Here is a 22,173-nt window from a genome sequence, read left to right as displayed (position 1 = left end):
ATAAGCATTGCCTATGCAACCACTCGCTTATTATAGAAAACGATGAAGCAGTCCTTCTCTCGAGGATAGATTTTGTTTGTGAAGATGATATGGCTGCCCAGCCATATCATCTTCAAGGGAGAGTTATTCACGCGCCGGGGGCTTTGTGGAGGTTGATGTTGCCAATGCTCACATCAAGGTTGAGGGCAGCGGGCGCGGGCGTGCCAGCCTGGGGATTGAGTGGGCCGTTATAGCTCATAGAGTTCTCGTCTTTGGGATCTTTTTGGGGCTGAATAGGGAAATCGCTTTTGATCTTGCCAATATTGGTGGCGAGGTTGGCTTGAATGTTCAGGTTGGCGGGCAGGGTCACGTCGACATCGCCCTGCTCACTGCGAATGTAGTAGCGCGCGGGAGCAGTGGCGGTTGCCGTGGGAGGAATCAGGAGCAGGCCATTGAAGATCACGCCCTTCTGGCCCGTTTCGAGGCGCGAGCCGGAGGCGAGGATGGCCTGGGTCACTTTGATGGCTCCTGTATTGCCATGAAGGCTATACACACCGCTTAAGCCCTGGACGGTGATGTTGCCCACGGGTGCCTCGACCCCTATCTGGAGCGAGGGCGTCTGGGGAAGAATACCGGGAGGAATATGGATGGTAATATCGGTCGAGGCCGTCGTGTCCTGTGCCAGTCCACCAGTAGTGGGAAAGACCACGTTGACAATCAGTGCCTCACCGCTGGCGGTGGTGCCCTGCTGATTGGTGGGATTGGGCAGGCGGGTACAGGTCAGAGGCTGGGTAACGGTGGCAGGTGGCTGAACCTCAACCTTCATCTGGATGAACTTCTGTTGCGCATCGCCCTGTGAAGTGGCCTGGACAATCTTCTTGCTGGTGATAGTCGTGGTGGCGCTGCTAGGATCGACGAGCAGCGAGACATTGCCAATTTTAGTGCAGACCTCAACTGTGCCCAGCGAGGTAATAGGCGTGGTCACGCTCTCTTCTTTGATGTACTGGTGCAGTGGATTAAAGGGATTGACGGGCGTGCCACCATTTTTGAGCGAGGGGACGACGAAGTAGAGCACCACCGCGATGGCGAGACCCACGGCCACAAGCATCCCCAGCCCACAGCCAAGGAGCATTGAGGGGAGAGAACTCTTGCGGCGGCGGGGACGCTTGCGTGTCACCGGGCGCGAGCGAACTGGTTCTCTGGGGCCAGGCGAGCGGCGTGGAGGCGTAGTGGAATACGCGCTGGAGCGCCTGCGCCGGGGGATATATTCGGGATAGGCCTCCTCGTCGGTCTCGCCAGCGTTTACCGAGTCTTCCCACGCGTCATATGCGTCATACTCTTCAACGGGCTGCTCCTCTTCAAGATAATCCTCGCCGTTAATGGGCCGTGTGCGCTGTATATAGGGCCGCTGGCGGTTGGTGTAGTAGCGCCCCTGGTCCCGTGCTCTGCGCCTGTTGCGCCCATCGGGATACCGTCCCTGATTGCCACGTGGGGTTCCCTGGTCCATAGTCTCTCTCGCTTTCCCTGTCGTATATCTGCTTACAAATATCATACGTTACGCAGGCCGAATTTGCAGCAGTTTGACACTCTTTTTTCGCGCCGGCGCATCTTCCTACTGCAACCAGGGGTTTTGTGATGTGGGTGGAAAAAGGTAAAGCCGTTTTCCACCCACATCACAAAACCTTTTCAATCCCCTGGTTGCACGTTATAATAGGGAAGATTATCTCATACGTTAAGCTGCGAGTAGGAGCAATTTTAAGATGGCTGGTAAGCAGCGTTTGCTTGTACGCTTTTGGGGTGTACGTGGCAGCTATCCAACGCCGGGAGCACATACGCTCCGTCATGGTGGCAATACCTCCTGTATTGAGGTGCAGGCAGGTGAGCATACCCTGATTTTCGACGCTGGCAGCGGCATTATTCGCCTGGGCGACGCGTTGATGCGGCGCCTGGCTCAGGATACGACGAAGCAGGAGAGCCTGGATCTGGCGTTGTTTATCACTCATGGGCATGGAGACCACCTCGTGGGTTTCCCGTTCTTTGCTCCTCTCTTCGAGGCTCGGACGAAGCTACACCTCTTCGGCCCGGACCTGGCGGGCCAGAATATAGAACAGCTTGTAACACCTCTTATGTCGCCCCCATATTTCCCGGTTGATATGCGCCAGCTCCCTTCCCAACGTACCTTTCACACGCTCTGTGATACGCAATGTGTCGCCTGGCGTGCTGGCAGCCCTGCTTTGGAGGAGAGCGCTGAGGGAAACGCGGGAGCTGAGGGTGAATTAAGGGTCGTCGCGAAATTGACGCAGTGTCACCCACAGAATGGAGCCTGTATCTATCGGATCGAGTACGCAGGGAAGCGTATTGTGTATGCGACGGATGTTGAGTGGAAGGAGGGGAGTGATGCCGAGTTTGTGCAATTTATAGAGGGGGCGGACCTCTTGATTCACGATGCACAGTATACCGTGACCGATTACCAACAGGAGAAGCATGGCTTTGGGCATAGCACCATCGCCATGGCGACTGAGGCGGCCCGCCTGGCGCAGGTTCGTGAACTGGTGCTCTTCCATCATGAGCCGACCTACGACGATAACCAGCTTGACCTGATGGAGGCTGAGGCACGCGCGCAATTCGCGCATACACGCTCTGCCTGCGAGGGGATGGAGATCGATCTTTTATCAGAGACGCAAAAAGAACGGACAAGTGAGAAATCATTATGAAAATAAACGTGCTTCTAGCGCTGATGATCATCCTGTCATTTCTCGTGGCCATTGTGCTGCACGAGTGGGCACATGCCGCCGTGGCGAACTGGCTGGGTGATTCGACTCCGCGTCGCGAGGGGCGCCAATCTCTCCGTTTGCGCGCTCATATTGAGCCGCTTGGATTGATCATGTGCCTCTTCCTGGCGTTTCAGCCCATCGTGGCCCTACCTATGGGCCTGGGATGGGGAGCGGCTGTGAAGCCTGACCCATGGAAGCTACGTAACGGTCCCAACCGTGGCGTTTTGATGGTCGCCGTGGCTGGCCCGCTAATGAACCTGGCATTGGGTATCCTTAGCGCTCTGATAGTGCGAGTTCTAACGTCTTCGCCTGTCTCGTTGTATATGTACAGTCCGGTAACCATTCGCGTGTTACAGCTCTTCGTCGTCTTTGCTATTGTCAACTTCTCCCTGGTGCTTCTCAATATCCTGCCACTCTATCCCCTGGATGGGTATCAGGTGCTCTATACGCTACTTCCGAGCAAACAGGCCGTGAAGTTTGCTCGCTGGGCTGCCCCATATGGGCCAGTGATTATCTTAGTTCTCTTTCTTGTTTTACCCTTTATAGGGAGACTGCTGGGTATTGGTGACTTTTTCCTCTTTAACCTGGCCTTTTATGTCTGGTGGGGAGCCGCAGCAGTGATCGCAATGCTGACTGGTATTCCTGTCCAGGTTCTAGGTGGAATGTATACCTTTTAACCTGAGGAACTCAGGCTGATCCCTACCGAGGGTAATTATGTGGATGTGTGAAGGTGGTTCTGCAAAGGATCATCGATAGTTGTAAGGGTAGTGGTAAGACGACATGATATTACAGAAGGTTCACTATCGACTGGGACAGGTGCGGCAGCAGATGGGTTTTGTGCAGCCGCTAACGCTGGATGAGCATCGAGAGGTCACGCGCTGGCTTCCACAGTCGGCGCTCTCGTTGTTCTATACAATGACGCCGGCGGACCAGCGACATAGCGTACGTGTGTGTCAGGGGTTGCAGGAGAGCGGTTGCCAGGAAGAGGATATGCTCGCGGCGGCACTCTTGCATGATGTGGGGAAGGCTGAAGGACGTGTACCTTTCTGGACTCGACCCGTGATCGTGCTAGGGAAATTACTGGCCCCGGCCCTGCTCTCGAAAATCGCCGTCTCTCCCCTGGATGCAGAGAAGAGTCGCGTGACACGCTGGCGGCTGACGCTTGGCTATGCCTGGTGGCACGCGGAGGTAGGAGCAGAGCTGGCCCAGGCTGCGGGCCTCTCGGAGCGCGCGGTCCTCTATATCAAAACTCATCACCAGGCAAATGGACCCGCCGCCATCTTACATCGCATTGACGAGGTATCATAGCCCCCCCATGTTAAAAAAAGTTGAAAAAGTTAAAAAGGCTGAACAAACTGAGCAGGCTGACCCATGTGCCATCGCGCAACTTGCCTCGGAACTCTCGCCGCAGGAGGCGGCAGAGCAGAGCGCGCGCGAGCAGGCACGCTATGTCGTGCATCTTCCCATATTTGAAGGCCCCCTGGATCTGCTGCTGCATTTAATTGAGAAGCGGCAAATGGAGATTACCACCGTTTCGCTGGTCGCGGTAACGGATCAGTATCTGGAATATTTAGCGCAGTGTGAGTCGGAGGCTTTGCCCCTGGCGAACATGGCGGCCTTTGTCTCCATTGCCGCGCGTTTGCTGTATATCAAATCGCAGAGCCTGCTTCCTCAGACCCCGCGCGAGGAGGGCAATAGCGAGGCCGAGAGCGCCAGCAGCCTGGCCGAGGAGTTACAGCATCACCTCTTAGAGTATAGGCTGGCACGCGAGATCGCCTCGACGTTGAAGCAGCGTGAGGAAGAGGGTTTGCAGACGCATGGGCGTTCGAGCTTACTCGCAGGTATCGAGGCCCAGCTTGCCTGGACGCCGCCCACGCTCACAGGCATGGAGGCCCAGTCGCTCAGCCGGGCCTTTCAGCGCCTGCTGGAGATGAAGGTCAAAGAAGAGTCCCAGGGCGAGCACCTGATGCCGGTCGCACGCGTACGGGTGAGCGACCAGATCGCCGAGATCGTTGAGCGCTTGCAGGAGCGCGAGACAATCTTACTTGCAGAGGTGCTGGAGAATGAGTCCTCACGTTTCGTGATTGTGGTCACCTTTATCGCCGTCCTTGAACTCTGGAAGTGGCGCCGCGTGAACGTGGCGCAGGAAGAGCTCTTTGGCGCCATTGTGCTAGAGCGCGGTGAGCGCTGGTCCTCAACTGAGCACGACGACGTCGAAGAATAAAATAAGCCCAGGCAAGACGAGAGGACAGGAGCGCGACTAGTCGCGCTCCTGTCCTCTCGTCTTGCCTGGGCTTATTTTTAAACTCTATGTGACTTCTAGCAGGAAACTTGACAGTAGTCGACTCAAGTTCTATACTCGAATGCATAATGGCTTGCAGAAGTTTATCGCCTTTGGCATAGCGATATGTCGCGTCGTCGTAAAGATAAATAGATATGAGGAGATTGAAACACCGTGAAGGAAGAGTTTCAGGAGCAGACCAACCAGCAGCAGAATGAGCAGCAAACCTCTGGTGCCGAGGCGCGCGTCGCCGAACTGGAGGCTCAGCTAGAGCAGGCACGCAAGGAGGCCACAGAGAATTGGAATAAGTATCTGCGCGAGCGCGCGGAGTGGGATAATTTTCGCAAGCGCCAGGAGCGCCAGTTGGAGACGCGTGTACTTGCTCACAAGAAATCTCTCTTTCACAAACTGCTTGATGTCATGGATAACGCGGAGCGCGCCCTGATGTACCAGGAGAGCATGGACAAGCAGAACTTGCAACAGACACTGCGCATGTTCCACTGGCAGATGAACGAGATTCTCCGTGGTGAGGGTCTGAACCCTGTCCCCACGGTGGGCGAGCCCTTTAACCCCTATATGCACGAGGCCATTGAGGCGGTCGAAAGCGCCGATAAGCCAGAGGGCACGATTCTGGAGGAGACGCGCAAAGGCTACACCCTCGGCGAGGAGACGCTACGCCCCGCCCACGTCAAAGTCAGTGTTCCCCTGGGAAAGAATAGCAACAACGGAGCCAATAACTAACTGATCTGTTGCACTATGGATTCTGCTGGGAAATGCGTTTCCCTCTCGGTAGGGAGCAGCTTTAGCGCGTCCGAATGCCATTCATGGCAGTGCGGCGTAAGCCGAAGTCTTGGGTGGGCAACAAACAACCTACCTCACACATTGTACCCATGGGAACATTTCGGGCTGCGCCCACAGGCGATTAATCGCCTTCGGACGCGCTAAAGCTGCTCCCTACCGAGTTTGATAAGCCATCTTGCGTGATCCCTTTCTTCTTCGGATGTAGTGAACACATTGTGTTAGCCAATAAACAGAGTATATGCATGGTAAAAGAGTGAGGCCGGGCGATGGATTATAAGGACTATTATAAAATTTTAGGGGTATCGCGCACTGCCAGCGCCGATGACATCAAGAAAGCCTTTCGCAAACTGGCGCGTACTCATCATCCCGATGTCAATCCAGGTGATAAGAAGGCGGAAGCGAAGTTCAAAGAGATTAACGAAGCCTACGAGGTCTTATCTGACCCCGATAAGCGCAATCGCTATGATACGCTTGGACCAAACTGGCGCGATCAGTTTAACGGCTTTTCGGGAGCCAGGCGGAGTGCGGGTAGCTATCCTAACTATGATCCTAGCGGCTCAGGCTTCTCTGATTTCTTCGAAGTACTCTTTGGTCGTAGCGGCGGACAGGGATTTCCCTCTGGCGCGAATGGGCGAACCTCTACTGCGGGCATGCGTAGCCGCGCGGGGGAGAACCTGGAGCAGACCGTCGAGGTGACGATTGAGGAGGCCTATCTTGGTAGCCAGCGTACGTTTACCATTCAGGCCCCTGAGACCTGTTCCGCCTGTAGGGGCATGGGGCAGATTGGTGGACGCCTATGCGCGAAGTGTGGTGGCCGGGGCAGCCTGAATGGGCAGGGTAAGCGCCTGCAAGTTAAAATTCCGCCCGGTGTAGATAACGGCTCAAAGATCCGTGTGGCGGGCGAGGGTCACCCCGGCGCCGGTGGAGGGCCGCGTGGCGACCTCTTCCTGGTCATAAGCATCAAGATGGACTCTGCTTATGAGCGCAAGGGCGATGATCTGTATATGGATGTGGATGTTGACCTCTTCACTGCTATGCTGGGGGGATCAGTGCCAGTGACGCTCCCCGATGGGAAGCGCCTGAGCCTGACGATTCCCGCCGAGACGCAGAATGGCAGCCTGTTTCGCCTGGCTGGGAAGGGCATGCCACATCTCAAGAGCGAGGGGCGAGGGAGCTTCTACGCCCGAGCCAAGGTTGTGCTGCCAATGCGCCTCTCGCCAGAAGAGCGTGGCCTATTTGAGCAGCTAGCGCGCGCCCGTGGGGTTGAAGCGCATCCATAGCTCGCTGAAAGGAGGGATGTACGCATGCCAGAGATGCGTGATGGCGCCTGGTATATCATCAGTATTGCCGCGCAAAAGGCTGAGGTACACGAGCAGACGCTGCGGCACTATGAGCGCCTGGGCTTGATAGCGCCCGCGCGCAAGGGCGAGAGTCCGCATAGCCCCCGGCTCTACTCGGATAAAGACATCGAGCGCGTGCTACATATCCGGAGCTTGATGCGTGACCTGGGGGTAAACCTGGCAGGCGTCGAGGCCATCCTGCGTATGAAAGATCATATGGAGCAGATGCAGGAAGAGATGAAGCACCAGCTGGAGGAGATGCGTATCCAGCACGCCAATGAGACCCGGCGCCTCAAAGAGATCATCGAGCGGCTACAAGGCACGCCCGATGTCTTCTCTCCTGAGGAAGGCGAGTAGAGTAGCCAGAGAGAAAGGGAGGTGGAAATCCCGCAGGAACTTCCACCTCCCTTTCTCTCTTTTTAAATTTGGGGTGGGACGGCGGGCATCAGGTGACGCTGCATCTTGAGCGCGATTACGCGTGTGGCGGCCTCGTTCAGGCGCGCCTTGGAGAGCGTACCATCCTGGAGGGCGGCTTTGATGGCATTGACCATGTCCAGGGTTTGGACGTAGCCGGTGGGGCCAAGCAGCATGTCGTTGCCTGCCTGGAGGGCCATCACGCCCGCCTGGGCCATGCTGATAGGCTGGCCGTTGATGGTGACACCCTGCATATAGAGCGCATCCGTTAGCGTCATACCATCATAGCCCAGCTCTTTACGCAGGATATCAGTCATAAAGGTGTGCGAAAGTTCGGCGGGATAGACCGGGTCGATGGCGGGCATCAGGATATCTGTTGGCATGACCATGCCAGGATTCTCCAGCTTATCTTTCGCCTGGATGAAGTGCTTAAAGGGAGCCAGCTCCGTCTGGTAGAGCTGCTCTTTGGTGCGATTTACCACAGGTAGGCCTTTGTGAGGATCAATCTCGGCGGCGCCCATACCGGGAAAGTGTTTGATGCAGGCGATAACGCCATCTTGCTGCATAGACCTGATATAGGGACCAGCGAAATTGATCACTGAGTCCGCGGTATAGCCAAAGGTGCGTGTGGCCTGGCCGGGACCCTGGACCAGGGCCACATCTACGCTGGGAGCGAGATTGGTATTGATGCCCAGCGCGAGGAGGTCTTGCGCGACTTTATGCCCCTGCTGCGCCGCGACCTGTGGATCGCCAGTATTGTAGATATCCAGCGCCGAGGGGCGTGGTGGATAGATGTTGATGAGCCGGTGAACGATGCCACCCTCCTCATCGGTGGAGATGAGCAGCGGGAGCTTCGCATGCTGCTGCATGCTGCTAATATCGCCTTTGGTCTGAGCCGCGGTCTGCATCTGAAACTCGTACATGATGACGCCTCCGGCGTGTAGCTCGGTGAGCATGCGGTTCAGGTCGTCGGAGTAGTAGGTGTCATCGTACTCGACCATGATAATCTGCCCAATCTCCTCGTCCAGCGACATGCGGGCGACATAGAGACCAGCCAGTTGTTTAGCACTCATACGTGTCGAGAGATGATGTAGCTCATCTATTTGCCGCGCATTGAGCGAGGTCTGCGCAAAGGTACTGGGATCGTTGGTGGTGTCCAGTGGATTCGTCGTGCCACCGGCCAGTAAATGCATAAGCGTAAAGGAGCCGCCAGTCAACACGATGAGGGCCAGCAGTATGACCGAGATCAGCAGGCGCAAGTGTTGTGGTCGACTGTGTCCTTTAGGGCGTTTAGCAAAGACTTGGGGTGTGACTTCCAGTTTTTTCGGGGTTGCCACGGGTGTACGGTCGGGTGATGGTAGCTCCAGCCCGCCTAATATCGGCATAGGTGCGGGAGCCAGCATTTCCTCAGGCTGTGGGGAGGTTGGCGCGACATTCTTCTCTGGTGTCGCGGGCAATTTGTCGCTGCCCTGCTCCTGCTTATATTTAAGCGTGGGCATGGGGCGGGAGAGTTTAAACCAGCGCGAGGGCGGGGCCTCATCCTCGTCCAGCAGGCCTGTGGGGAGCTGATTATCGATCCAGACCTGCGAGCCTGGCGAGACGGCTGGCGGCTCTATCTTGCCTCGCTTGTCTGTGGTCTGCTGCCGCTGGGTGCGCAGACGCGGCTGGGTATCCTCCTCCTGGAAGGGGCTTTCCTGCTTAGGAGCAGGATTAGACCGGTCAGGGAGGGTGGTAGGTGTGCTATATGATTGTGTGCCGGGCGCTGCCGGGGAATGTCCCTCGGTCGTATCCAGGCGAGGCTCCTGTTTATCGGTTGACATGCAGTTTTCCCCGGAAATTGATGATTTCTCTTCTCTATTTATGAACGCGACTTAGTCCTCAATTGCGTCAGTTTTTTTCTTGCGGCGATTGCGTGTCCGCGAAGGCCGCTCCTGTTCAATGGCTGGGGGGGCCATAACTGGCTGCTCCTGGCTGTCTGACTCCTGGGCGCTGTCTTCAGTCGCTGGCATCTCCTCTTCGGGTTGGAGCGCCGACTCATCGGACTGCTCAGCAGGCGCGTCAAGCATTGGCTCGAATGGTTCCTCAGGCTGCTCGGGTGTGACGATGGGTGTCACTTCTGTCTCGGCTGGCTCCTCGGCTTCGGCGGAGAAGTCGGTTGGCAGCTCCTCGGCCTGCTGTTCAGGCGTGGCTGGTAGTGGCTCAACTGAGAGGACCTCTGGCTCGCCAGGCGTTTCTAGCACTGGTGGCTCGCCGGGTTGAACCTCGGCGCCGCTAGCGGATATTGCTGGCAGTAGTTCGCTCTCCGCGTTCGTGGGGAGTGATGGCAAGTCTGACGTCGAGGGAATATCCAGGAGAGGCTCGCTTTTCTGCTCCTTGACATGTGTCTCAATGGCTTGAGCCCTGGCCTCTACTCTGGCTTTATGCCTGGGGTTGGGCATCGCATCCGTCTTCTCGACGCCGGAGGTAGCCGGAGGGGTGGGGGCTACAAACTTAGCAGTTGACTCCTCCTCGGGCGCCGTGGGTGCTGGCGTGACAGGCTCTATGTTCGGCGTCGTGGTAGAATCGGTCTTGAGCGCCTTCTCACGTAGCGGCAGCAGTGAAGCCGAGCGCCTTGGACGCGCGGAGGCGCGCACGTTAGGCACGACGGATTGAGGGACAAGCGAGTAGTCAAAGACGACCTTGATGGCCCGGCTCTTGTCCTTGCCCATGGCGGTTTCGAGCGCCTGGCGATAGTCGGTCAGCGCGAAGCGATGGGTCAGGAACTGCTCGGGCGCGATACGTTGCTCGCGCATCATATCGGCGACGACCTCGAAGGTAGAGTGCATGCGCCCGCTGCGCTGTGGCCAGTGCTCCTGTCCATGGCTCATGGTGCCAATGAGCTTAATTTCCTGGTTCCAGACGGGCGTCAGGTCGATATGCATCGGGTGGAGGTGGACGCCCACGAGAACCACGTTTGCACGCGCACTGGCCCAGCGCAGGGCATGAGGGAGCGTGCGGTTGCTGCCAATGGTATCAAAAATCGTCTCATAGCCGCCGACCAGCATATGATTGCCCAGCCAGCCCCGATAGCTCCTGGCATTTGTGACGGTCTGGACGCCGAGATAGCTATCATGCGTATAAATAATGTGATTGGCGCCCAGGCGCGTGGCCTGTTCTATCTGGAAAGGGTGGCGTGCCAGGACGCTGATCTCAGCCTCAGGAGCCAGCGCGCGCAAGACCTGGAGTGTCAGCAGGCCAATGACGCCCGCGCCAATAATAAGTACCTGGCTGTCGGGCCGGGGTAGGGCGCGCAGGACCGCGTGCAGGGCCACAGCTGTGGGTTCTAGCAGGACTGCCTGCTCATCGCTCATCCAGGAGGGAACGCGGTAGAGCCTTTGCTCCGGCAGGAGCATCTCCTCGCTCCAGCCGCCGCCGATGGCGTGCGGGCCGGGCAGCTCGCCATGTTCACACAAATTGTAGAAGCCCTCGGCGCAGAAGCGGCAGATGGGCTGGACTCCCTGCGAGAGGCAGTTCGTCTCGTGCTGGAGCACAACGCGGTCCCCTACGCGCAGGTGCGTTACCTCGTCGCCAATTTCGACAACTTCGCCCACGACCTCGTGCCCGGGATAGTGCTGTTGATGACCGGGCAGGGCCGCCAGAGAGACGCGCAAATCACCGTCGGCACTCACGAGATGCAGATCGCTACCACATATGCCAGCGAGTCGGTTGCGGACGCGTACCCAGGAGGCGGCGGGGAGGGTAGGGCGAGGCAGGTTTTCAACACGGAGAGGAGCATAAGAAGAGAAGTACGCGCCACGCCAGAAGCGGCTCAGCACTCGTGTGAGAAGAACGCGTTTCGGGTCGAGATCAAGCGTTGAGGTCCACATATTTCTGTCTCTCTTTGGCGAAACTACCGCTTTGGACAAAATTTGTAGTTAACAATAATAATAGCAGTACTTATTTTTAATGATGGCAGTGTAACATGCTGCCAGCGGGACGGTCAATAAGCATAGGAAGGATTGCAGGTTTTTCCAGTTCCAGGTGGCATGGAAGGCTCTTTTCGCGCGCGCCTGCGGCGCTCTCAGGGATAAAGGATGTGTAGTGGCGAGTTGGTGCTGCCAACTCGCCACTACACATCCTTTATCCCTGAATGCTACTTGGTGTAGGGTAGCATAAATGTAAAATCGCTGCCCGCGTCCGGGGTGCGCTGAACGGTAATATGGCCCTGGTGGGCGTCGACGATAGCCGCGGCAATGGCCAGGCCCAGGCCGGATCCAGGGGTTCGCTGGTGCTGCCCATGATAGAAAGCCTCGAAGATATGTTTCAGCTCATCTTCTGCAATGCCGGGTCCATTATCGATTACATGTACCTCGATCTGTTGCTCGCGCTTGGTCAACTGAACTGTAATCGAGCCTTCAGGCGCGGGCATGCCATGTTTTACCGCGTTGTCCAGCAGGATATAGAGCAGTTGTTTGATGCGCTCTTTATTGGCTTGCAGGCCGAAGGGTGCCTCCCCACGCAGTGAGATTTGCATTCTGCGATCATCAGTTGCCTGGGTGCGTGCCTGTTCGATGCTCTCTTTGACGAGGTCGAGTAGATCTATATACTGCATTTTTAGTGGTTGATGTTCACTGAGACGCGAGAGTGTGAGCAGGTTGTTGATCAAAGCTGTCATACGCTCGCCCTCGTTGCGCATCAATGTCAGAACGCGCTGCGCGGTCTCGGGATCGTCTTTGGCGCCGCGCAAGAGAACCTCAGTAAAGCCCCGAATCGAGGTCAGAGGCGTGCGTAACTGATGGGAGGCGTCGGAGAAGAAGCGACTGAAACGCTCTTCGGCGGCATGCTGTAACTCTTCGGCACGTTCCAGGCGCGTCACCATCTCATCGATGCTGCCACACAGGCGGTCGATCTCGTCCTGTGGTGGCAGGTGAAGAGGCGGGAGGCGACTGCGCTGCTTCAGATCGCCCAGAGCAATGGCTTGTGCTGCATCGGTCAAACGTACCAGTGGGCGCAGGAGGAGCGTCGTAAAGGTCGCGCTGAGGACAATACCACCCAGAGCCAGCAGGGCCACCGTTGGATAGAGCAGGGCATTGCTGCCTGACGCATCACGCAAGAGTATTGCCGCGACCATCAGCACCATGAGCAGGATCAGGCTGAAGATAGTCGAGAGCTGTACGGGCAGGCTAAGAAAGGGGCGGAGCCAGCGTGGAGTCTGAGCCGTGAATGTGCGTGCAGGCATGATCATGCCCGTCAGAGGCGATGTAGTAGTGGAAGAGGTCAGAGGCGAGACAGGCTGAGACGACACTGGAGCCGGGGGGCTTTCAGTGTTGGCGTGCTCGCTTGCGGCTGTTATCTTCCGCCGTGAGGTCTCTTGTGATTGTTTTGAATATGGATCAGACATTACCTTTGGACTCCGCTATAGACAGGAACAATGTGTTGCGCTTTACCCTTTCAACACGTATCCAACGCTACGAACGGTTTGGATGAGCCTAGGAGTACTGGGTGAATCCTCGATCTTCTCGCGCAAGTATCGTACGTAGACCTCAATGATGTTCGTTTCGCCGAGAAACTCATAGCCCCAGACGCGTTGAAGAATAGTCTGTCGGTCGAGCACCTGGCGCGGATGGCTCATAAAGAGGTGAAGCAGGTTATATTCGGTCGCGGTCAGCTCAATCAGGCGACCAGCGCGGGTGACCTCGCGGGTAGCGGTATTCATACGCAGATCTTCAAACTCGAGCATGTTGCCATTCTCGGCTCCTGCCGCGCCCTGGGGACTCTTAGTGCGTCCCTGACGTCGTAAGATGGCGCGAATACGCTCAAGCAATTCATCGAAATCGAAGGGCTTGGTTAAATAGTCATCCGCACCCGTACGCAAGCCCGCGATACGGTCGCGTACCTCGTCTCGCGCTGTAAGCATCAGAATAGGAATCTCGCGTGTTGTTGGATTCTCGCGTAAGCGGCGACATACTTCCAGGCCATCTATGCCGGGGGGCATCATGACATCCAGAATAATGATGTCTGGATTGATGCGCAGTGCCGTAGCGATACCAGTCTCGCCATCGTTAGCCGACTCAACCTGAAACCCTTCATAGCGGAGGCCGAGGCGAATAAATTCAATAATATTCTCTTCATCGTCGACGACCAGGACTCTTAAGAGCGGCTGCTTCTCCTGTCCTGATTGCCATGAATTGCCTTGCTGCATAAGTACAGGACCCCCTTGAACCCAGAAAACGTGGCCATGGCATGCATGAATAGAGTGCCTTAAAATGTTTAGAATGACAGTCTCATTATAGATGTCCTTATGCAGGGCTGCAAGATTGTATAAGCATATGCGCCATATTCTCAGCAGAAATTAATCAATGGAGGTAGCAGAAGCGGTGGCAAAGCTGAGGTGTGTAACGAAACGGGAAAGCGGTAGTAGTGGGGTTGAGGAGCGATGCTACCCATTGACATGCATGCTTTACTGATATATTCTAATATCAACTTTACTTAGTATCTATCACTCTTTCCTCACCTGGAAAAACGGGTTGGCAGTGACTGGCAAAGGGAGGCGTCACGCGCACTTCAACGTCCACATAAGATTGCTGTAATTTGGCATGTATTAATAATAGATGAGTGGAAGCTAGATCAGTCACATCGCCCGAAAGAAAGGTCCCATATAATGAAGCTTACAATGAAGGGAGACTACGGCCTGAGAGCAATGCTTGATATGGCCGCTTATTATGGACAGGGGCCAATTGAGAGCTCAGATATTGCCAGTCGCCAGTATATCCCTGAACAATACTTAGATCAGATCTTGATGGTCTTGAGGAAAGAGGGCCTGGTAAAGAGTGTGCGTGGCCCCAAGGGTGGTCATATGCTAGCGAAAGCGCCGGGTCAGATTACAATGGCTCAGGTGATGCAAGCCCTGGAAGGCTATGTACCACCGATGGAGTGCCTCCCAAACCCCGACTTTTGCAAACTCTCCCCAGGATGTGCGCTACGCGAGGTCTGGCAGAAGATCGACGCTGCGACCCAGGAGATACTTAACTCGACCACAATTGAGGAACTGGCGCAGCGGCATCGTACAGGCACCACCGAGACCATGTACTATATCTAGCTCACGCACAAACACTATAGACTTAGATAAATGAGCTTTCCAGGCCGGTAGAACCTCGGTAGGGATCAGGTTTAGCGTGTCCGAACGCCATTTATGGCAGTGCGGCGCTAGCCAAAACCTTTGGCGGGCAACAAATACCCACTTCCCGACACCGTACCCATGAGAGCGTTTGGGGCTACGCCAACAGGCGATTAATCGTCTTCGGACGCGATAAATCCCCCATTCAGGGGCGCAGCGGGTCCCTACTGAAAAAAGTGTTTGTTCGCATCAGACAAGCTTATATTCATAAGCGATAATCCGATTGAGGAGGGGTGAGCGGAGAAGCGCCAGGGGCATGGAGGGCATTGAGCCAGGAACGGGGACGTTAGCCGATAAGGGGGTTTGGAAGCAAGTGGCTGAAGCAATGGATGCAACGCGGCCAGGAGCGAGCAAGCGTATCGCTATCATTGAGGATGATCCACTCCTGAGAACGCTTTTTAGCGATACCCTGGACTGTTTTGGGGATTGGCAATTAAGCTTTTTTATAGATGGGCAAGAGGCCAAGGATCGTTTGCCTGAACTGGACGCGCACCTGATTCTCCTGGATGTCGGCCTCCCCAATCTGGATGGTGCCTCGCTCTACAAGATTCTCAAGGGGCACAACAAGACGAAAGATATCCCTATTATTATGATTACAGGGAGTCATGAGTGGGAGCTACATCGCATGGGCTTACAATCCGGCTTGCTCCTACGCAAGCCCTTTAAGATTGAGGAGCTCATCAATATTATTACAGCTTTGCTGCCCGCTGAACCCCAGAGTTAAGGGCTGGCAGAGAAGTATAGCAAAAGGAAGAACAGGATATTTATGACCGGTTGGGCGCACGACGCTTCTGAACTCGTTGGTCGCACTCCCCTGGTCGAGCTGACGCGTTTTCCCGCCAGGGCTGGAGGCGCGGCAGCGACGATACTGGCCAAATTAGAGATGTTTAGCCCAGGTGGGAGCGTCAAAGATCGCGTGGCGAAACGCATGATCTGTGACGCGGAGAGCCAGGGTCTGCTCCGCACGGGAAGCACAGTTATTGAGCCTACGAGCGGTAATATGGGCGTCTCGCTGGCGATGATTGCGGCTGCACGGGGATATCGCTGCATACTGACTATGCCAGATACCGTAGGCCTGGAGCGGCGTCTCCTGTTGCAGCGCCTGGGGGCTGAAGTCATGCTCACGCCCGCGCGCCAGGGGATGCGGGGTGCTATCAATAAAGTGATTGAGCTGCGCACAACCCTTCCGTACGCCTGGTATCCCCAGCAATTTTATAACCAGGCCAATCCACGCGCACATCGCGAGGAGACCGCGGTCGAGATCTGGGAGGAGACGGGTGGCGCTGTGGATATGGTGATCTTAGGTGTAGGGACGGGTGGCACGCTAACGGGCATCGCCGAGGGGCTGCGTGAGCGCAAGCCCGAGGTCGAAGTCGTTGCCGTCGAGCCCGCCTCCTGCGCCGTCCTTTCAGGTGGACGCCCGGGTCCACATCGCCTGGAGGGCCTGGGTCCGGGCTTTATCCCCGATACGTTGCGCGTGGACCTGATTGACCGGGTCATTCCTGTCAGTGATCAAGACGCGGTCGCGACCGCCATCCAGCTGATGCAGGACGAAGGGCTCTCGATTGGTATTAGTAGTGGAGCTGTGGCCTGGGCCGCCTTGCAGGAGGCGCGCAAAGAAGAGAATCGGGGCAAAATCATAGTGACGCTTTTCCCCAGCGCAGCCGAACGCTATCTACACACCGTCCTCTTCGATGATCTCCGCGGCAAAACCCGCTAGACCTCCTTTGTGGAAAAAAATAGGCAAGCATGGGCCTTCGGCTCCATGCTTGCCTATTTTTTCCACAAAGTGAATGATTTTAGTGCGCCACAGGGAATCAATACGAAAAAGAAAGATACAACGTGTTATAATTGGCGGCCAAATAATGTAACCTCAGCGCCAGAGGAATCGTTTAAAGGAATAGGAGATAATGGCTAGGCATACGTTAAGTGCTGAGAAGCAAACGCAATCTATAGATCCTGAATCTTCTTCTCCGAAAATCCTGAGCGCGGAGCGCTAGTCACGCCAGTGACGTTGGGTTTCGGAATAAGATCCATAAGGGGATAATATGAAACAACCTGCTAGTGACACCTATATCTTTCACCTGGGGCGTACAGCCTATCAGAGGACGCGCCTGCTGGGTGTGTTGATGGCGGTCGCGCTGTTTCTGGGCGCACTTGGGTCGGCCTGGGCGTGTGGCTGGATGTGGGGCACTTATCGTCATGATTTTACTTTTTATCTGAAGTGGCAGGATGCGCTGGTCGGCCTGCTGGGTTTCCTAACCTTCGCCATGCTCAAAGGGGATATTTTGATTACGCGCTTCCTCTTCGCGCTTCACCAGGGCTATCGCAAGGGAACGTTTCTTGTCAGCGAGCATTCGCTCGAGGTGCGTGACCTCTCTCCACTGAACCTTTCCAGCATTTTCTGGATGATGAACAGCGAGTTCTGGTGCTTTGTGGCCGTGCTGGTGGGACTGGTGCCAGCCATTCTTGTAGGCTGGACCCTGCATATTACGCAACCGCTCTTACTGGTACTGGCGACCGGGTCTGCGCTCTTGTTGAGCCTGGCGGGCCTGGTAGTCAGCATCGTCGCGTTCTCATTTATCCTGATTGGCTGTGTTGGTGCCATCTCGTTCACTAAAAGCCTCGGCGCACCCCAGACCTATGAGTTAAGCAATCGAACTATGGTACGCATCGATGATTGCCAGTTGACTATCATCTATCCAGGCGCTCAGGAATCGCTCGTGGATCTGCGTTTATTGGACAAGGAAGATCGCCACTTCTTGCTGGACTTGCTACGTGAGCGCTGGAATAACGCGCAACAGGTGTGGAATCCCATGCTAGGCGAGGAGATTGAGCAGGCCCTACGCGAGTCTGAAGAGCGCCGCGCCGTTTTAGTGTAGAGTGGCGTGGGACAATGTCTGCGGGGGCCGCGCTGCTAAAGCTGTTTAACTAATTAATATGCCAATGATTGCGATTGCAATTACCATATTATTTGGTTAAAGAGCATAAGCACGCGCTTACATATCATGGCGCGAGATGCGCCGTACCATGATATGTAGACGCGTTCTTTAGCAGCGAGGGGCAATTTTCTGACTTGTGGAATAAATGATGGCTGGCCGATGTTTACTATTGTAGATATAATGATGGGAAAACGTGCTGGTTAGTCGCTTTACTAGCAGGCGAAGAAAATACAGACCAGAGTATTGACATGTGTAGGTGGAAGTAGTATACTTACCTCTTGCCAGTGTAGTATACTAAAAGCAGCGATATTTCCAATAGCTGCTGATGAGAAGATACATGAAAGATTAATAAGGCTGGCTAACAAGATTGACTAACAAGCGAGCAAAGAACGGACAAACACATCATCTCCCCAAGTGAGCGTAGATACCACAAACAATACTTTTATCCACAGCAGAAGACCGACATCGATGTCAGTATGCAGCATGGATTTGTGTTTGATTGTGTTGAGCGGGGGGTGGTGTGAGTTTTCTGCTGTTCCTGGCTCTTCGTTGAAAACAAAGTTTGTAAAGCATGCCAAGAGAATATCCTGTTGGGGGTGATGATGTGTGGGCGCAAGGCAGGAGAGATTGTTAAGTTTCAATGCGAGTAGGAGTAACCGCTTATTGAATTGGTGAGCGGTTACTTTTCTTGTCGTTGACCGTTTCACAACACAGGTCACTCTAGGTACTAATAGATAACATTTCGCAATTATCTAGATTTTTTTTCCGTTTCCCGTTACTCTTTGAGAATGTCTCCATCCCGTGCCTCTATGCTATGCATACATGTAATACGCTTATGTATTATACAACGTTGACAAACGGTTGTGTATGCGGCGAGTGGTGTGGGCCTCTGGTGCATTCTGTGAGTGGCATGCTCCCGCATGTCCCTCATGATCCTCTATGGGCGAACTAGGTGAGAGGAGAATACCACATATGGCAGTAAGCACGAAGGCCGTTGCACTCCCAGAGCGCGTCTCTTTTGGACGTATCCCGGACATACGGCCTATGCCTGGCCTAATTCAGATTCAGCTCGACTCCTTTGAATGGTTCAAGAAGGAAGGTCTCCGCGAACTTTTCGAAGAAATTTCTCCTATTGAAGACTTTACCGGCAAAAACCTCAGCCTGGAATTTATTGTCCCTCCTGAACCCTTTGGCAAGCCAAAGTATGACGAGGATGAGTGCCGCGACCGTGACGCGACCCATGCCGCACCTCTCAATGTGAAGGCTCGCCTGATTAATAAAGAGACAGGTGAAATCATCGAGAAGGACATCTTTATGGGTGACTTCCCGTTGATGACAAAGGCTGGTACCTTCATTATCAATGGTGCCGAGCGCGTTGTGGTGAGTCAGTTGGTGCGTTCCCCCGGCGTCTACTTCACGGTGGACGAGGATGCGACGACTGGTAAAAAACTCTTTGCCGCAAAGTTGATTCCTGGGCGTGGCGCCTGGCTGGAGTTTGAGACCAGCAATAAAAACCTACTCACAGTAAAGATCGACCGCAAACGTAAGCTACCTATAACGACCCTGTTGCGTGCCATTTCTCGCCTAGCCAAAGAGCACTGGCATGTGGAGGACCTGGACCTCTCGACCGACCAGGGCATTCTCGATGCCTTCGCCGGGGTAGATAACGACCCGGTCATCCGCTATATCCAGGCGACCCTGGACCGCGATCCCGTGAAGAAGGAGGAGGAGGCCCTCCTGGAGCTGTACAAGAAGCTACGCCCTGGCGATCCCGCCACTCTGGACAACGCGCGCTCCCTGGTCAAGAACCTCTTCTTCAATCCACGCCGTTACGATCTGGGCAACGTTGGTCGCTATAAGTTGAACCGCAAGCTGGACCTCTCGATTCCGCAGAGCCAGCGCATCCTGACGCAGGACGACCTGGTGGCGATTATCCGGCGCCTGGTCTCGCTCAACAATGGGCGTGGACGCAAGGATGATATCGACCACCTGGGCAACCGCCGCGTGCGTTGCGTGGGTGAGCTGATTCAGAGCCAGTTCCGCGTTGGTCTGCTACGTATGGAGCGCGTGGTGAAAGAGCGTATGAGCATTCAGGAGCCTGGACAGGCCACCCCGAACGCGCTTATCAATATCCGCCCTGTCGTGGCCGCGATGAAAGAGTTCTTCGGCGGCAGCCAGCTGTCGCAGTTTATGGACCAGGTCAATGCCCTGGCGGAGATCGGTCACAAGCGCCGTCTCTCGGCCCTGGGTCCCGGTGGTCTCTCTCGCGACCGCGCAGGCTTTGATGTACGTGACGTACACGAGTCGCACTATGGCCGCATTTGCCCGATCGAGACCCCTGAAGGTCCAAACATTGGCCTGATTGGTAACCTGGCGACCTATGGCCAGATTAACCCCTATGGCTTCATTGAGACGCCCTATCGTCATGTGATTAAGCGCCTGGCGGCAACTGATGGGCGCTTGCTTGGCCGTGAGTTGCGTGGCTATTACGGTCGTCGCGAAGATATCGTTACAGAGGACGGCGAGGTGCTGCTCAAGCGCAACAATCCGGTGCGCGTGGATGAGGAGCTCTTTGAGAAGCTGGCCTTCCTGGGCGATACGCCTTTGAGCATCAAGCCATTTGTCACCGATGAGGTTGATTATCAGACCGCCGATGACGAAGAGAACTTCTATATCGCCCAGGCGAATGCTGTGCTGACCGATAACAACGAGTTTGCTGACGCACGCGTGCTGGCTCGCTATCAGGGTGAGTTTACCGAGGTTCCCTCGGAGAGTATTGATTACATGGATGTCTCGCCGCGCCAGACGGTGAGTGTCGCGACCGCGCTGATCCCCTTCCTGGAGCATGACGACGTGAACCGCGCGCTGATGGGCGCGAACATGCAGCGCCAGGCCGTGCCTCTGCTGCGACCGCAGTCGCCCATTTGTGGTACGGGCATCGAGCGCCAGGTGGCCGTCGACTCGGGCCAGGTTATTGTGGCTCAGACGACTGGTGAGGTTGTCTCCTCTACCTCGCGCAAGATCGAGATCATGGACCAGCATGGTCAGCTCTACTCGCACGCCTTACGTAAGTTTGTGCGCTCCAACAATGGTACCTGCATTAACCAGCGCCCTATTGTTAAGAAGGGCGACTATGTCACCAAGGGCCAGGTGGTTGCCGATAGCTCCTCAACAGAGCTGGGCGAACTGGCTCTGGGTCAGAACATTCTGGTGGCCTTTATGAGCTGGGAGGGTGGCAACTTCGAGGACGCCATCCTGATTAGTGAGCGCATCGTGCGTGAGGATCTCTTCACCTCAATCCACATCGAGAAGTACGAGGTGGATGCCCGCGATACCAAGCTTGGTCCCGAAGAGATCACACGCGACATTCCGAACGTGGGTGAAGAAGGTCTGCGCAACCTGGATGAGCGTGGCATCATCTATGTGGGCGCCGAGGTTGGCCCACAGGATATCCTGGTCGGTAAGATCACGCCAAAGGGCGAGACGGAACTGACCGCTGAAGAGAAGCTGCTGCGCGCCATCTTTGGTGAAAAGGCTCGTGAAGTCAAAGACACCTCACTGCGTGTGCCTCATGGTGAGCGCGGTAAGGTTGTCGAGGTCAAGGTCTTCTCCCGCGAGGCGGGCGATGAACTCTCGCCAGGCGTCAACCAGCTGGTCCGCGTCAGTATCGCGCAGAAGCGTAAGATCGGTGCTGGCGACAAGATGGCTGGACGTCACGGAAATAAGGGCGTTATCTCGCGCGTGCTGCCAATTGAGGATATGCCTTTCCTTCCCGATGGTTCACCAGTGGATATCATCCTGAACCCGCTGGGTGTGCCTCACCGTATGAATATCGGCCAGATCATGGAGACGCACCTGGGCTGGGCTGCCAGCGTTCTTGGCTTCAAGATCGCGACCCCGGTCTTTGACGGCGCGACCGAGGAAGACATCGAAGAGATGTTGCGGCGCGCGGGCCTGCCTGAGTCAGGTAAGGTTCAGCTCTATGATGGGCGTACCGGTGAGCCATTCGATCACCCGATCACTGTTGGCTATACCTATATGCTCAAACTGGCCCACCTCGTCGAAGACAAGGTACACGCCCGTTCAACTGGACCATACAGCTTGATCACGCAGCAGCCGCTGGGTGGTAAGGCGCAGTTCGGTGGACAGCGCTTCGGTGAGATGGAGGTATGGGCGCTTGAGGCCTACGGCGCGGCAAATATCCTGCAAGAGATCCTGACCGTCAAGTCGGACGACGTTGTGGGTCGCGTGAAAACGTATGAGGCCATCGTCAAGGGCGAAAACATTATGGAGCCTGGCGTGCCTGAATCCTTTAAGGTGTTGGTCAAAGAATTGCAAAGCCTCGGTATCAACGTTGAGGTGCTGAACGAGGACGAGCAGAAGATACAATTTGTGGAAGACACCTCGAATGATGTGATGCCGGAACTGGGTATTAATCTGTCCGGTTTCGAAGGAGACCAGTAGTAGGGAGTGCGACCGTGTATGC

At 55.5% G+C, this 22,173-nt stretch carries 17 protein-coding genes; 12 read left to right on the top strand and 5 right to left on the bottom strand.

Features of this window, described 5'->3' with window-relative positions; translation table 11 throughout:
* Positions 1 to 127: 127 nt before the first annotated feature.
* Positions 128 to 1,486 (bottom strand): DUF4097 family beta strand repeat-containing protein, encoded by a 1,359-nt coding sequence (locus KRAC_RS15960; RefSeq protein WP_007908646.1) that lies wholly within the window; start codon positions 1,484 to 1,486, stop codon positions 128 to 130.
* A 253-nt stretch (positions 1,487 to 1,739) separates the two neighbouring features.
* Between KRAC_RS15960 and KRAC_RS15955 the strand changes: the two genes are divergently transcribed.
* The 7 genes from KRAC_RS15955 (at position 1,740) to KRAC_RS15925 (ending at position 7,532) form a co-directional block, all read left to right on the top strand.
* Positions 1,740 to 2,693 (top strand): MBL fold metallo-hydrolase, encoded by a 954-nt coding sequence (locus KRAC_RS15955; RefSeq protein WP_007908645.1) that lies wholly within the window; start codon positions 1,740 to 1,742, stop codon positions 2,691 to 2,693.
* The gene (locus tag KRAC_RS15950; protein ID WP_007908644.1) at positions 2,690 to 3,430 is read left to right on the top strand and encodes a site-2 protease family protein; all 741 of its coding nucleotides are present in this window, start codon (positions 2,690 to 2,692) and stop codon (positions 3,428 to 3,430) included. The genes KRAC_RS15955 and KRAC_RS15950 overlap by 4 nt, the downstream gene beginning before the upstream one ends.
* Before the next feature lie 103 nt (positions 3,431 to 3,533).
* A complete protein-coding gene (locus KRAC_RS15945; protein ID WP_007908642.1) occupies positions 3,534 to 4,061 on the top strand; it encodes a hypothetical protein in 528 nt (175 codons plus the stop codon).
* Positions 4,062 to 4,068: 7 nt separating this feature from the next.
* Positions 4,069 to 4,977 (top strand): segregation and condensation protein A, encoded by a 909-nt coding sequence (locus tag KRAC_RS15940; RefSeq protein ID WP_007908639.1) that lies wholly within the window; start codon positions 4,069 to 4,071, stop codon positions 4,975 to 4,977.
* Between the two features lie 231 nt (positions 4,978 to 5,208).
* Positions 5,209 to 5,775, top strand: coding sequence for a nucleotide exchange factor GrpE (locus KRAC_RS15935; protein WP_007908637.1), 567 nt, complete (start codon positions 5,209 to 5,211; stop codon positions 5,773 to 5,775).
* Between the two features lie 326 nt (positions 5,776 to 6,101).
* The gene (locus KRAC_RS15930) at positions 6,102 to 7,115 is read left to right on the top strand and encodes a DnaJ C-terminal domain-containing protein (protein WP_007908635.1); all 1,014 of its coding nucleotides are present in this window, start codon (positions 6,102 to 6,104) and stop codon (positions 7,113 to 7,115) included.
* A 24-nt stretch (positions 7,116 to 7,139) separates the two neighbouring features.
* Entirely contained in the window at positions 7,140 to 7,532 is a 393-nt protein-coding gene (locus KRAC_RS15925; RefSeq protein ID WP_007908633.1) for a MerR family transcriptional regulator, read from the top strand.
* 62 nt (positions 7,533 to 7,594) lie between these two features.
* Here the strand turns inward: KRAC_RS15925 and KRAC_RS15920 are convergent, their stop codons facing one another.
* From KRAC_RS15920 to KRAC_RS15905, 4 genes are all read right to left on the bottom strand, one after another.
* Complete coding sequence (locus KRAC_RS15920; RefSeq protein WP_007908632.1) at positions 7,595 to 9,409, bottom strand: glycoside hydrolase family 3 N-terminal domain-containing protein; 1,815 nt, start codon at positions 9,407 to 9,409, stop codon at positions 7,595 to 7,597.
* A 51-nt stretch (positions 9,410 to 9,460) separates the two neighbouring features.
* Positions 9,461 to 11,455, bottom strand: a complete 1,995-nt coding sequence (locus KRAC_RS15915) for a butanediol dehydrogenase (protein ID WP_007908630.1) — start codon at positions 11,453 to 11,455, stop codon at positions 9,461 to 9,463.
* 266 nt (positions 11,456 to 11,721) lie between these two features.
* Complete coding sequence (locus KRAC_RS61665; RefSeq protein WP_007908629.1) at positions 11,722 to 12,969, bottom strand: sensor histidine kinase; 1,248 nt, start codon at positions 12,967 to 12,969, stop codon at positions 11,722 to 11,724.
* Positions 12,970 to 13,011: 42 nt separating this feature from the next.
* On the bottom strand, positions 13,012 to 13,770 hold the full coding sequence (locus KRAC_RS15905) for a response regulator transcription factor (RefSeq protein ID WP_007908627.1): 759 nt from the start codon (positions 13,768 to 13,770) through the stop codon (positions 13,012 to 13,014).
* Positions 13,771 to 14,229: 459 nt separating this feature from the next.
* Here KRAC_RS15905 and KRAC_RS15900 point away from each other — a divergent pair, with 459 nt between their 5' ends.
* From KRAC_RS15900 to rpoB, 5 genes are all read left to right on the top strand, one after another.
* Positions 14,230 to 14,667 (top strand): RrF2 family transcriptional regulator, encoded by a 438-nt coding sequence (locus tag KRAC_RS15900; RefSeq protein ID WP_007908625.1) that lies wholly within the window; start codon positions 14,230 to 14,232, stop codon positions 14,665 to 14,667.
* Positions 14,668 to 15,001: 334 nt separating this feature from the next.
* Positions 15,002 to 15,469, top strand: coding sequence for a response regulator (locus tag KRAC_RS15895; protein WP_007908623.1), 468 nt, complete (start codon positions 15,002 to 15,004; stop codon positions 15,467 to 15,469).
* 42 nt (positions 15,470 to 15,511) lie between these two features.
* Complete coding sequence (gene cysK, locus KRAC_RS15890; RefSeq protein ID WP_007908621.1) at positions 15,512 to 16,465, top strand: cysteine synthase A; 954 nt, start codon at positions 15,512 to 15,514, stop codon at positions 16,463 to 16,465.
* Positions 16,466 to 16,793: 328 nt separating this feature from the next.
* The gene (locus tag KRAC_RS15885; protein WP_007908618.1) at positions 16,794 to 17,627 is read left to right on the top strand and encodes a hypothetical protein; all 834 of its coding nucleotides are present in this window, start codon (positions 16,794 to 16,796) and stop codon (positions 17,625 to 17,627) included.
* Positions 17,628 to 18,659: 1,032 nt separating this feature from the next.
* A complete protein-coding gene (gene rpoB, locus KRAC_RS15880; protein WP_007908616.1) occupies positions 18,660 to 22,151 on the top strand; it encodes a DNA-directed RNA polymerase subunit beta in 3,492 nt (1,163 codons plus the stop codon).
* Positions 22,152 to 22,173: the final 22 nt, after the last annotated feature.

It is taken from the genome of Ktedonobacter racemifer DSM 44963 (assembly GCF_000178855.1).
GTDB classification, from domain to species: Bacteria; Chloroflexota; Ktedonobacteria; order Ktedonobacterales; family Ktedonobacteraceae; genus Ktedonobacter; species Ktedonobacter racemifer.
The sequence above is the reverse complement of the archived record's forward strand: the minus strand, read 5'-3'. Positions and strand labels throughout refer to the sequence as shown.